Raw genomic sequence first — 13,551 nt, forward strand, 5'->3', positions numbered from 1 at the left:
TTATCAAATGAAACTTTTAAAAACACTCATTCTATAGTAATATCTACAAAATCCTCGCCTAGTCTTCAAATATATCAACAACTTGTCCATCTACTTCTCCTAAGTCTAAACCCAGGAGTTTTGCAAAGGTAGGACCTTCATCTACTATACACATGTCCTCAATATGTACTCCTTGTTTTACTCCTTTTCCCGCAGCTATAAACACAGTTCTATAATCCTCTTTGTCAGGATCAAAGCCATGCATGCCGACGTAGTATTCAGAATCATAAGGATCGAAATCATTAAGATCAACCTTCTCCACCACCTGAGGTCTATTCCAGTGATAGCTGAAATAATATCCTATTTTTGCTTCCACCATGAATTCAAAATCACCAGTAACCCTTTTATTCTTTAATTCTTCCTTAGTATAAATCTTTTCCACCCCTGAGCTTTTATCTTGGATTAAAGCTTCTATTATTTTCACAACCTTTTCTCTGGCTTCATCATCCTGAGAGTCTTTTAAAAATATCTGGGCAGATCCGTCGCAGTGGCTGCAGTAAGCTCTCCATGCAGTAATTTCATCTTTAGAATTCACCTCTATAAGTCCCGCTTCCCTAAAGGCCGAATTTAAAGATATTCTGTGGTCTACATCTATAAAGGCATGATCCCCCAGTACAACAAAGGTAGATTTATCATATATTCCAGCCTGCCTCGCAGCTTCTATAATCTCACCTATAGCCTTATCAGTATCTATTAATGACTGCTTTACATAGTTATGAAAGGCTCCATACTTGTGCCTCCAGTGATCAACATCAGTAAGGTGAACCATCATTAAGTTTGGCTTTTTTCTTTTTATCATATATTTAGCTGCTTTAACAGTAAAAGTATTTAAATAAGGCTGCTTTTTCCCCTTAAGAACCTTTCCGTATAAAGCTGCAGCCTCTAACGCAAACTTAGGTGTTCCGTACTTCAAAATCAAAGGTACCTGGCTTTCTCCTTCTTTAATGGGCCATATTTCAGGAATGTTATATTGTATATTTGCCCCTGCCATAACAGGCCAGAAAAGGGAGCCTACTTTAAAACCTTTCTTTACTGCCAGATCATAAAGCTTAACGCTTTTATTATCCCTGCAGTACCAGTTCCATTCCGGTGATTTTATTCCAGGCTGAAACTTTTCGTTATTATAAACCCCATGCTTATCGGGATAATTCCCTGTAATAATACTGGAATGGCAGGCGTAGGTAACGGAGGGATAAATGCTCTTAACCTTTTCAGAATACGCACCTTCAGAGATTAACTTTTTTATATTAGGCAGCTCATTCAGCATTTCCAAATCTCTGCTGTGAAATCCATCTAAGGAAATTATTATAAGATGCTCTGTTAATGCTTCCTTTAACGCCTTCTTATTCTTTATATCTTTATTAATTTTATATGCTGCTCCTGCGGCCACTGCTGCTCCTGCCGCCGCTGCAAGAACCTTTTTTCTATCCGACATATATTCACCTCAAAATTATTATTTAAATAAAATTATAAATATGGTGCCAGGCACCTGACAAGTGACAAATTATTAAATTAATAATAATTACATATTCATTATATAATTAAATTTATTAAATAGCATTCCAAATAATGGTGTGGTTAAGAAGAATACAGCATAAAATAAAAACCGTCCTTTGCAGGACAGCTTTTATGCAGATAGAACCGTATCCATTATTTTAATTGTTGGATAGCCTATACAAACACTATACACATGGAAGCAGGCAAATAATACAAGCATCACTATTAAGGCCATCTGAACAGCTTTAAAAGCTCCCTGCCGGTTTTCCGGTTTCACAAAGAGGCAGGAAAAAGCCAGTGCCGCCATAGTCAGCCATGCAAAATATCCTGAAATGCTTCCTGCACCGGCAAGATAATATCCATGTATAAAGCCGGTTATAAGAGCCAGTATTCCAGTAATCTTATGAACTTCCTTCATAACCTTGACGGTTTTTTCTTTGCCGATAATTTTAAAGATATAATAGGATACAGATATCATAGCAAAAAGAAATGAAGCTGCCCCCAAGATTTTCAAAAGAGTCAGTGACATATACCCTCCTAAAAATAATATTGATATTAATTATATATTCAGGCATGTCCAATTTAATTCTTGAAGCATAAAAAATATAAAGGTTATAAAGCTTATCTCAATAAAGCTCTATAACCCCTAATTAATAGGTAAATTACCATTCAAGGTTGTAACCTTTAATTAATAAGTGAACTATTATAAAAGGTAACAGCCTTGAATTAATATATAAATCACTATACCAGGTGCTTGTTAAACCATTCTATAGCTTCTTCCACCATTGCAATGGTGACATAGTGGTTTAATCTTGGATATCTTACGAATTTTATATTCTCCGAAGCAGCCTTATAAGTATTCAATATTTCCTTATAAAAATATTCCTGGCTTTCTATAGAAACCACTGCATCCGCTTCTCCATGAAGCATCAATACCGCTCTGTCCTTGAATTTGTCTTTATTATTTACAGGATCATAGCTTTTTAGCTCCTCCAGATGTTCTTTTGGCACAGTAAATCCGCTGTTAAGGGAGGTAAGAAATATATTTTCCGCCTTTTCATAAGCAAAGGAACCATTGATATTAACTATAGCCTTCACTTCCGGATGTTTTATGAATATACCTGCAGCACTAAAGCCTCCCATGGAATGTCCTATAACTCCGATGTTTTTTTCATCTCCTCCTAAGCTCCTTACAGCCTCGCAGAGTAGGGTTTCTGATTCTTTTATATTGTTAAAAACTATATTCCAGAAATATTTTGCGGCATTATTGGGATCTTCATAATCAATACTTCCTCTTTCTCCATGATATGCAGCATCAGGAATAATTACCATATATCCATATAAAGCTAAGGTTTCTCCCAGCATGGTATGATTCTCCTTTTTAGAAGACCAGCCGTGATATAAAAGGATAGTTTTAAGCTTTCCTTCAGCTTCTCTTGGCTTTATAACTATACAGGGTATTCCGGAAAGAATAATTTTTTCAATATTCAAGTATTCATTATTAAGCAATTTCTATGTCCTCCTTAAAGCTTAGAATCCTCTACTGAGTCCAGATATTCCTTTATTGGACCCATAACGCTGTGAATACACCCATCTTTAAAAGGTGAAATTAAATTTGCAAGCTCTACCAGCTCCAGGAAGGATCTGCTTCCTCCTGCCTTGCATAAGGTTAAATAATCATTCCATGCAGCGTCTCTGTTTTCCCTGGATTTTTTCCAGAATTGTAAGGAACATATTTGAGCCAGGGTATAATCAATATAGTAAAAAGGAGTTCCAAATATATGCCCCTGTTGATACCAGAAGCCTCCTCTTTCTAAATAGTCATTGCCGTCATAATCTCTGTGAGGAAGGTACTTTTTCTCAATTTTTCTCCATTTTGCCTTTCTTTCTGCAGGGGTCATGTCAGGATTTTCATATACCTCATGTTGGAATTCGTCCACGGTAACCCCGTAAGGAATAAAGGTTAAGGCGCTCATTAAATGATTAAACTTATATTTTTCAGTATCCTCCTTGAAAAATAAATCCATCCAGGGCCAGGTAAAGAACTCCATGCTCATGGAATGTATTTCACAGGCTTCGAAGGTTGGGAAGTGATATTCAGGAAGCTCATAATCTCTGCTGCTGTAAACCTGGAAGGCGTGACCAGCTTCATGGGTAAGGACATCTATATCTCCTGAAGTACCATTAAAGTTTGAAAATATAAAAGGTGATCTATAGTCAGCTATATAAGTACAGTATCCGCCGCCGGCTTTTCCTTTTTTATTCACTAAATCCATAAGCTCATTGTCTACCATAAAGTTAAAGAATTCTTCAGTTTCCGGTGACAGCTCTGAATACATCTTTGCTCCATTTTCTATTATCCATTCCGGATTACCCTTTGGAATAGCATTACCGCTGTTAAAGGCCAGAGCTTCATCATAAAAATACAACTTATCAAGCCCAAGTCTCTTTCTCTGTCTTTCTCTTAATGCAGTTGCTTCCGGAACTATATTTTCTAAAACCTGCTTTCTGAAGCCTTTAACCATTTCCGCATCATAGTCTGCTCTCTTCATCCTAGCATAGGCAAGTTCTACAAAGTTTTTATATCCAAGCTTCTTGGCTATTTTAGTTCTTACTTTTACAAGCTCATCATAAATTCTATCAAGGTCAGCCTCTTTTTCCTTAAAGAATCCATATTTTGCTTCCATGGCTTTTTTTCTTACCTCTCTATCCTTTGATTGAAGGAAAGGGTTAATCCGGAAAGGTTTCTTTCTTCACCCATAAAGTCAATCTTAGCTGAAGCGATAAGCTTTGTATATTCGCTGGAAAGCTTGTTTTCTGCCTGAAGGTCTTCTATAATCTCAGGCTTAAAGGTGTTGATCGTAAGCTCTGCAATGTTAAAAACCTGCTTTCCCCATCTTTCTTCAAGCTTATCTCTAAACTTAGAATTTACAATGCTTTTATAATACTCTGAAACCATACCCTCATATATAGGCATAACCTCATCAAGATAGTTTTGCTCATCTTCATAAAATTTATCTGTAGTATCTATAGTATGTCTTATGCCTATTATTTCCGCCATAGTTTCTATTCCGCTTCTCAGAGCGTTTATTTCCTCCATAATCTCGCTCTGCTTTTCAAAGGTAGAAGCACTGTTAAAATCCTTTAAAAGCCTGTTAAAGCTTTCTTCCAAGGCTTTAATGTCCGGTCTTTCATATCCAAGTTCACTGAATTTCATTTTATCGCCTCCTAAATTTATATATACTATAAATTATAGGTCTACTTGATTAATTTTACAATTGTGAATTATCAGTTATTAAATGTCACTTGTCAGGTGCCTGGCACCTGATATTTTCAGCATGTTTTTACTTCCCAAGTAGGTAGCCAAAAAGTAAGAACCATATATTAATATTATAAAGACAGAAATGCTGATGACGTTAGACAATATATTCATTTCTCCAAACTGCTGAACTACATCGATTATCACTTTAACTCCTACTATTGAATGAACAACAGCAAGACTTAGCGGCATCATAAAGTAAATTGCAATCTGAGTAAAAATAGATCTGTTAATCATTTTTTCTTCTACCCCTATCTTTCTGAGAAGTATATACCTTTCAATATTATCTGCAGCTTCTGACAGCTGTTGAAGGGCAAGCACTGCAGCACTGGTGATTAAAAATACTATACCAATATAAATAGATATATATGAAAGCATTATCTTCAAACCTGCGGATTGCTCATAAACCTGAAGCTTAGTAAAATAGTTGAATTTTACTCTACTCTTTTCCATTTCCCGTATAAACATTTCTTCATATTCATTATTTTTTTCTTTATAATTAACGGCAAGATGCTCGCTTACCGTGTTTAGTCCTGAAACCACTGAGTCCTGTACTACTATAGTACCAAAGTTCATCTTCATAGAACTGGTCATAATAGTATTATCCTGAATCTTTTCTTCCTTTGCCTTCAGCACTTTCCCGTTTATCTTTAGCTCTCCGATGTTTTTTAAAAAATAGTTTAAAGGCTTTTCCATCTCGCTAAAATCAGAATTTATTATAAACTGATTATTCTCAAGAGATACTGAAGATTTGCCCTGCATTTCAAGAAGCTTATTGTAATGTGAAAGTTTCATTATGCCCACTTCTAAGGTCATAAGCTTTTCAAGAAAATATTGATTTTTTATATCTTCAGTATCTCCCTTTAATAGTTTTCCATATGTGATACTTTTATCAGTATAATTAGCTGCACTAACATAGTCCTTTGCAATATTTTCAATGTTTATATTTTCTTTCTTAAAGGCTTCATATATACCTTTTACTGGAGTCCCTTCTCTGCTGATATATTCAACGCTTGCATCATAGGGTGTAACAGCCTCCAAATCACCGGTTAAAACCTCTGCCATACCCATACCGGTGGAAATAGTTCCTATAGTTATAAGAAGCATTATACAGATTATAGTCATAGATATATATGTGGTATTGATTTTGCTGTTAATCTGACGAAGAACAAACATATTTAAATTTTTAAGATAGAGCTTTTTATTTGACTGTATAACCTTTAACAAAAAACCTGACAGTGACATAAAGAACAGCAGGGTTCCCAAGGAGCCTAGCAATATTGACATAGTAAATTCCATATCCACCGTCATCATTTTATTTTTTATGATTAAATAATAAGCAGCACCTAGACAGGCTATACCTATAATAAACAATATAACGGAGATCCAAAGCTTTCTTATTTTAAGTCTTTCATTTTTCCTGTTTGCATTTATAAGATCTATAAGCTTGTATTTTGATATAGCTATAGTGTTAAATATCATAATAAATATAAACATTATTCCAAAGTACATTATGGATTTCCACAAAGCTTCCTGAGAAAATATAAACTCAAAGGTTTTTAACTTCACCTCAAAAATCTTAGCTGTAATTAAAGCCAATCCTTGAGAAGCAAAAATTCCTAAAGTAAGTCCCACAGCCAGGGACACCAGTCCTATAAAGAATGTTTCAACCATAAGAATCCGCGATATATGGCTTTTATCCATTCCCAAAGTCATATATATTCCCAGTTCTCTTTTTCTTCTTTTGATTAAAAACCTATTGGCATAAATTATTAAAAAGCCAAGTACCACAGATATGAAAACAGAAATATATCCAATGGTTTTAGATAAATTTTTCAGTATCTGCCTTTGAGAAGTAGATATCTGAAGCATGGCCTGTTGAGATTCTATAGAGTTAAAAACATAAAATATACAAACACCAAAGGTTAAGGTCACAAAATAAATAGCATAATCTCTTATACTTCTTTTAACGTTTCTTAAGGATAGTTTATAATACATTGCTGTTGTCACCTCCTAATAGAGTCACAACTTCGATTATCTTATTAAAAAATTCCTTGCGGGAATCCTTTCCTTTAATTATCTCATTAAATATTTTCCCATCCTTAATGAAGAGAATTCTCTTGCAGTAACTTGCTGTAAAGGCATCATGAGTTACCATAAGAATCGTGGCATGGAATTCTTCATTTAACTTTGCAAAGCTTTCTAAAAGCATTCTGGAGGATTTTGAATCCAAGGCTCCCGTTGGCTCATCTGCTAATATCAAAGAAGGATTAGTAACTATTGCTCTTGCACTGGCTACCCTCTGTTTTTCTCCTCCTGATATCTCATAAGGATACTTATTTAAAACATTTGTTATTCCAAGCCTTTCCGCTACAACCTTTATCCTACTGTTTATTTCTCCTGCGGGAACTTTTAGTATAGTCAAAGCTAATGCTATATTTTCAAAGGCAGTTAATGTATCTAAAAGGTTAAAATCCTGAAAAATAAACCCAAGCTCCTCCCGTCTGAATCTGGACAGCTTTTTAGAATTCATTTCCGTTATATCCTTTTCACCGATGTAAATATGCCCTGAGGTTACTGTGTCTATGGTAGAGATGCAGTTCAGCAGGGTGGTCTTTCCGCTTCCTGAAGCTCCCATTATTCCTATATACTCTCCCTTTTCCACCTGAAAGCTGATATTATCTACTGCTTTAGTAAGGTTTCCTTTATTTCCGTAATATTTTTCTATGTTTTCCACTTTTAAAACTGTACTCATTTTAATTCCTCCCTGTGATTAACTATCTATAGTCTAACTTCTTAAAAAATCCACTGCCATAGCTTTAAGTTACATGAACCTTACAAATTCGTAATATAAAAAGGCGTGTTAGTCCACGCCTATGCATACATATTGCTTTTGGGAAATACTATTTCCACCATAGTTCCTCGATTTTCTTTGGATTGAAGTTGTATATTAAGACCAAGCTTATCACAAAGCTTCCTGCATAAGTACAGTCCTAATCCTGTAGATTTGGCAGATCTTCTTCCGTTTTCCCCGGTAAACCCTTTATCGAAGACTTTATTTAAATCTTTTTCAGGAATTCCTATTCCATTATCCTCCAGTAATAATGAAATACTGTTATCCTTTTCTAAGGCTCTTATCCTTATTTTTCGTCTTTCTGAAGGTATTATTCCTTCCTTTTCAGCGATTTTCATATATTTTATAGAATTGCTCAAAAGCTGACCTAGTATAAAATCAATCCACTTAACATCCGTAAACACAAAAACATCTAAATTTTCTGTTTCAATACTGATTTTTTCTTCTATTAATGTCTTAGAATTCTTCCTTATAACAGCATTAACTATATCCCTCAGACTTGATTTTTTAATTATATAATCCTTCTCCACTGTATTGCTTCTAGAATAATATAAAACTTGTTCAACAAAGCCTTCTATTTTAACAAGCTCTTCATTTAGACTTGAAGAAACAGTGCTTTTATTGTTTTCCAGTATAAGCCTGCTGGAGGCTATGGGGGTTTTTATTTCATGCACCCAGGTTTCAATATATTCTCTGTATTCCTGAGTACTAATTTTATATTTTGCAATTTCATCATTCATGGATTTATTACTTTCCTTAAGACATTCATGCAAAATCCTTCCCTCTAGAAACGCAGGAGGCTCTATAACTTCCTGAAGTAGATACTTCTTATCCAGATTCTTCATACTTTTTTCTAAGTTTCTATAAAAGCTATACTTGCTGGTAAACTCAATAATCAAAGCAGAAGAAAAAGCTGTAAAATACACTGCTGATACAAAGAATATAGTATAAAAATTAAGATTTAAAAGATATAAAAGCATACTTACAAAAATAAGTGCACCTATATTTATAAAAATCCCTATAGATTTCTCCTTTAAAAAGTCCCATAAACTCATACTAAATATCCCTGTCCTCGTTTTGTTATAAGATAATTATAAACTCCTATTTCCTCCAATTTCTTTCTAAGTCTGTTAATATTCACCGTTAATGTATTGTCATCTACGAATTCATCAGACTGCCAGAGATCATTCATGATTTCGTCCCTGGGCAGAATAACTCCGCTATTTTTTATGAGAAGATTAAGTATTCTAAGCTCATTTTTGGTAAGCTCTACCTCTTTACCTTCATAACTTGCTGTACTTTTAGACAAATCTAATGTTACACCTTTATGAGTAAGAGTTTTTATAGTATCCATATTATAGGCTCTCTTAAGCAGTGAAGAAATCCTGGCAAGAAGTATTTGAGTATTGTAAGGCTTAGTTATAAAGTCATCTGCACCAAGATTCATGCTCATAAGCTCATCCATTTCGCTATCCCTGCTGGTTACCACAATTATAGGTATATGAGATTTTTTTCGAATCTCCCTGCATACATGATAACCATCAAAAAAAGGCAGATTAATATCAAGTAATACAAGCTGAGCATCGCTCTTCAGCACTTCCTCTACAATATTTTCAAATTCTTTAGATTCTATACACTTATATCCATATCTCTTAAGAAGAGTCATCAATTCAGTTTTAATTTTCAAATCGTCTTCCACAACAAAAATAGTCTGCATAACTACCTCCATTACCTCTTTATCCAACTTAATATTTACTTTACAAAATCATTATATAATAACCTCTAAACAGAATACAGTCCATATAAGCTATTACTAAGAATGTCACTTGTCAGGTGCCTGGCACCTAGTTGTAAATATTCCGTTTACAACAGCGGTTTCACTGATATTATCGGATTACAAATAGTATAATATTTTCAATAACACATTAAATAAGGAGGTTTTTCCATATGAATATAAATGCTATTGGTGCTTTATTTATTCTTTTTGTCATACTTTCTTTATTTGGAGCTGCAGGTACACTTCTCCTGTTTACGGTTAAAAGCGAAAAAGCATCAGATATTTTAATGATTGTTATGGCTTTATTTGCTATACTTATAGCCTTTTTATCCTCCAGCGGCCAGCCTGATAATTATGTTCTGCAAAGGATAATAGCCTGGGGTATAGGACTTTTAAGCCTAGGCGGATTAATCTTTAGATTTATCTTTAAGAAACCTCAGTTCATTGATAAATTACTTATAGCCTTATCAGTAATAGTAGGATTGTTGTATCTATTTTCTTAAAGGTACTGCATAAGCTTTTATGGAATTATTATTTATAAAAGCGCTATATCTTTCCCTATATAACTTAATCAAATATGTTATTCTTATAATTGAGTTTATAGCAGTACTATCCCCCTTCTTTCGCAGCTTTCAATTATATCTTCAGGCCATATTCCAGCCTGAACCTCTCCTATATGAGCCTTTCTTAGAAAGAACATGCATATCCTGGATTGCCCTATTCCTCCCCCTATGGTATAAGGAAGCTTACCCTCAAGAACTGCTTTATGATATTCTAAAGCAGCCCTGTCTTCACAGCCTGAAGCCTTCAGCTGGGATCTAAGGACCTTCTCATCAACCCTTACTCCCATGGAGGAAACTTCAAAGGCTTTCTTAAGCACAGGATTCCAGAATATTATATCTCCGTTTAAGCTCCAATCATCATAGTCCGGAGCTCTTCCATCGTGCTTTTCTCCTGAGTCCAGCACTTCTCCTATCTTCATTATGAATACAGCTCCCTGTTCCTCTGCTATTTTGTCCTCTCGCTCCTTTGAAGTAATAGAAGGATATCTATCTTCTAATTCCTGAGAGGTTATGAAAAATATCTTTCTAGGAAGTATTTCTTCAAACTGGGGATACAATTCAGTGACAAGAGCTTCTGTAGACTTAAAAACTTCATATATTCTGTTAACTGTCTTTATTAATATTTCTTCATTTCTCTCTTCTTTATCTATTACCTTTTCCCAATCCCATTGATCCACATATAAAGAATGAGTATCATCTAAATCTTCATCCCTTCTTATGGCATTCATGTCTGTATAAAGACCTTCCCCTGCTTTAAACTTATACCTTCCTAAAGCAATTCTCTTCCATTTTGCAAGGGATTGTACGACCTCAATAGCTCCTTCTTCTATGGATTTAGCATCAAAAGCAACAGGCCTTTCTACTCCATTTAGGTTATCATTAAGACCTTTTCCGCTTCTTACGAGTATAGGAGCAGATACTCTAATTAAATTTAATTTTTTTGAAAGCTCATCTTCAAAATAGTCCTTAATCACTTTTATAGCTATTTCCGTCTCAATTAAATTAAGGGTAGGACTATATCCTTCGGTTATTGTCTTCATATGTTTTTCCACATCTCATCTCTCCCTGCTATGAATTACTATATTTTAAAAATAAAAAAACCCTTCATCCTGTAAGGGACGAAAGGCTGTTTCTTTCCGCGGTACCACCCTGATTAGCATAAAGAGCTCACTTAACACAGTACGGAAGCTAAGTTCGATACTGGTCAGCTTTTAACAGTGCTGCTCCGTCTGAGTCTACTTTCCTTTAGGATTTCGGTCAGATACTTAGAGATGTTCTTCACTTTAAATTCCATTACCGGTCTTTCACCCTCACCGGCTCGCTTAAATTTCCCTTAAAGCTACTCTTCTCTTCATAGTATTTATACTGTTTATGGCTTTTAATAATTATTTTCATTCTATAAAACCAGGAATTTTATTTAACATTCGCATAAGTTAATGGTTTCCTATCATTATATTTCATCACTTTAATACAGTCAAGTGAATCTTTTCTTAAGATTTTATCTATATTGACAAGGGAATTTTATAATATTATAATTTTGTTACCGATAAACTAAATATAATTATTTACTACTGTGTATGCAGTTCAGAACCATGGCTTTAGCAGCAGCTGGTGCCATGGTCTTTTTTTATATATATGGCTATAAATTTACTATGGGTATTATATAGGGGCTTCCATTTGAAGTGTTTCTTATTATATCTACATCTATATCATACACTCTTTTTATATTTGATTTGGTTATTACCTTTGAAGGCTCCCCTTTATCAATTATGCTTCCCTTTTCTACAAGTATTATTTCATCGCTGTATAGGGAGGCAAGGTTCAAATCATGCATAACTGCTATGACAGTAACATCTTTTTTAAGGCTTTTAAATATATTTAAGAAACCAAGCTGATGCTGAATATCCAAATGAGAAGTAGGTTCATCCAATAAAATAATATCTGTATCCTGACATAAGGCTCTGGCAGCTATAACCCTCTGCTGCTCTCCACCGCTTAGGCTGGTTATCAGCTTATCCTTTATCTCCCAGGTGGAGGTAAGCCTCATAACCCTTTCTGCTATATCTTTATCCTCTTCGTTATAGTCTTCAAATCTCCTTTTAAAAGGAGTTCTTCCCATAAGCACTATATCATAGGCTGTAAATTCATACTCTATATTTATATTCTGAGGCACTACTGCCAATTTTTTAGATATTTCTTTATTGGATATTTTAAATATATCCTTATTTTCTATAAATACCGTACCTTTTACTACAGATAACATTTTGCTTATATTTTTAAGCAGGGTTGTTTTTCCAGAGCCGTTAGGCCCGATTATAGAATAGAACTTTCCCTTTTCAAAGTTAATGCTTATGTCTTTAAGTACAGGATTACTTCCGTAGCTAAAGAATAGTTTATTTATCTGTACAGATGCTTCCATAGCTACACCACCCTCTTTTTATACTTTAAAAATAAGAATATGAAATATGGTGATCCGATGAGTGCTGTTACTGCACCTACCGGAAGTTCTGCTGAAGGAAGTACGCTTCTTGCCAGAGTATCTGAAAATAAGAGGAACATAGCTCCCCCTAAGGCTGAAAAAGGGATAAGGTGCTTATGATTAGGTCCAAGCATCATCCTAAGCATATGAGGTATCAAAAGCCCAACAAAACCTATCACCCCGGAAAAGGCAACACAGGCAGCCACTATTAATGAGGAAACTACCACTATTATCTTTTTAACCTTCTCAACTTCTATCCCCATGCTTTTAGCGGACTCGTCTCCTGTAAGCATTAGATTTAAATCCCTGTAAAATAGATATATTATGAATATTCCTATGAGTATAAAAGGAGTTGTTACTATTATCTGCCTCCAATTAGAGGTATTTAAGTCTCCTAAAGTCCAAAAAACTATCTTTTCCACCTTGTTGTGGTTAAATACCATAAGTATGGATAAAGCTGAGGAAAGGAGAAAACTTACCGCTATTCCTGCTAAAAGAAGGTTTATAGTAGGTATCTTATTTCCTACCCTTGCAATATTATATACAAGAAAAGCTGTAAAAAGGGATCCGGCAAAAGCAAAAACCGTAACCATACTGAAAGAAAATAAACTTTCTCCAACTTTAAGAACTATGGCCAAAGCGGCTCCCAAGGCTCCTCCGGAAGATATCCCAAGCACATAGGGATCTGCCATAGGATTTTTAAATACCGCCTGAAATGCCACTCCTACCACTGCAAGACCTGCTCCTACCATCGCTGCCATGATTATTCTGGGAAGTCTTATTTTATATATGATTAAGGAATGAGCACCAGAAACCTGTGCATTTATTTCCTCACTAAATAGGCCCAGGGGCTTTATAAGAGCTATAAAAGCCTGCTTAAAGCTTATATCCGCAGTCCCTAAGGCAATAGAGGTTACTATCATTATAAAAAATATAAATAAAAGCACTAAAAAAAACTTTTTTCTGTTGCTCTGAATCAGCTTAATCATATAAATTCCTCATTTTCTATATTAAATATACTTA

Annotated in this window: 11 protein-coding genes, 1 pseudogene and 1 other annotated feature; of the genes and pseudogenes, 1 reads left to right on the forward strand and 11 read right to left on the reverse strand. The window is 34.7% G+C overall.

Annotated elements, in window-relative coordinates:
• Nucleotides 1-58: 58 nt before the first annotated feature.
• From TA89_RS14095 to TA89_RS14130, 8 genes and pseudogenes are all read right to left on the reverse strand, one after another.
• A complete protein-coding gene (locus TA89_RS14095) occupies nt 59-1,474 on the reverse strand; it encodes an alkaline phosphatase family protein (protein WP_082023961.1) in 1,416 nt (471 codons plus the stop codon).
• A gap of 192 nt (nt 1,475-1,666) precedes the next feature.
• Nucleotides 1,667-2,065 (reverse strand): hypothetical protein, encoded by a 399-nt coding sequence (locus TA89_RS14100; protein WP_040214286.1) that lies wholly within the window; start codon nt 2,063-2,065, stop codon nt 1,667-1,669.
• 212 nt (nt 2,066-2,277) lie between these two features.
• The gene (locus TA89_RS14105; RefSeq protein WP_040214287.1) at nt 2,278-3,045 is read right to left on the reverse strand and encodes an alpha/beta hydrolase family protein; all 768 of its coding nucleotides are present in this window, start codon (nt 3,043-3,045) and stop codon (nt 2,278-2,280) included.
• A 14-nt stretch (nt 3,046-3,059) separates the two neighbouring features.
• Nucleotides 3,060-4,753: pseudogene (locus TA89_RS14110) on the reverse strand (M3 family oligoendopeptidase).
• Nucleotides 4,754-4,831: 78 nt separating this feature from the next.
• Nucleotides 4,832-6,853, reverse strand: coding sequence for an FtsX-like permease family protein (locus TA89_RS14115; RefSeq protein ID WP_040214289.1), 2,022 nt, complete (start codon nt 6,851-6,853; stop codon nt 4,832-4,834).
• Nucleotides 6,843-7,610 (reverse strand): ABC transporter ATP-binding protein, encoded by a 768-nt coding sequence (locus TA89_RS14120; protein ID WP_040214291.1) that lies wholly within the window; start codon nt 7,608-7,610, stop codon nt 6,843-6,845. The genes TA89_RS14115 and TA89_RS14120 overlap by 11 nt, the downstream gene beginning before the upstream one ends.
• A 119-nt stretch (nt 7,611-7,729) precedes the next feature.
• Entirely contained in the window at nt 7,730-8,764 is a 1,035-nt protein-coding gene (locus TA89_RS14125; RefSeq protein WP_040214292.1) for a sensor histidine kinase, read from the reverse strand.
• On the reverse strand, nt 8,761-9,426 hold the full coding sequence (locus TA89_RS14130) for a response regulator transcription factor (RefSeq protein WP_040214293.1): 666 nt from the start codon (nt 9,424-9,426) through the stop codon (nt 8,761-8,763). Before TA89_RS14130 ends, TA89_RS14125 begins: the two co-directional genes overlap by 4 nt.
• A gap of 230 nt (nt 9,427-9,656) precedes the next feature.
• Here TA89_RS14130 and TA89_RS14135 point away from each other — a divergent pair, with 230 nt between their 5' ends.
• Entirely contained in the window at nt 9,657-9,989 is a 333-nt protein-coding gene (locus TA89_RS14135) for a hypothetical protein (RefSeq protein ID WP_040214295.1), read from the forward strand.
• A 95-nt stretch (nt 9,990-10,084) separates the two neighbouring features.
• On the opposite strand, the gene asnA is transcribed toward TA89_RS14135, so the two are convergent.
• From asnA to TA89_RS14150, 3 genes are all read right to left on the reverse strand, one after another.
• On the reverse strand, nt 10,085-11,089 hold the full coding sequence (gene asnA, locus TA89_RS14140) for an aspartate--ammonia ligase (RefSeq protein ID WP_040214377.1): 1,005 nt from the start codon (nt 11,087-11,089) through the stop codon (nt 10,085-10,087).
• A 71-nt stretch (nt 11,090-11,160) separates the two neighbouring features.
• Nucleotides 11,161-11,413, reverse strand: a binding site (T-box leader).
• Nucleotides 11,414-11,688: 275 nt separating this feature from the next.
• Nucleotides 11,689-12,468: an ABC transporter ATP-binding protein gene (locus tag TA89_RS14145; protein WP_040214296.1), complete on the reverse strand. Its 780-nt coding sequence runs from the start codon at nt 12,466-12,468 to the stop codon at nt 11,689-11,691.
• 2 nt (nt 12,469-12,470) lie between these two features.
• Nucleotides 12,471-13,517, reverse strand: coding sequence for a FecCD family ABC transporter permease (locus TA89_RS14150; RefSeq protein ID WP_040214297.1), 1,047 nt, complete (start codon nt 13,515-13,517; stop codon nt 12,471-12,473).
• Between the last annotated feature and the right edge of the window lie 34 nt (nt 13,518-13,551).

Source organism: Clostridium polynesiense (genome assembly GCF_000820705.1).
GTDB classification, from domain to species: Bacteria; Bacillota; Clostridia; order Clostridiales; family Clostridiaceae; genus Clostridium_AA; species Clostridium_AA polynesiense.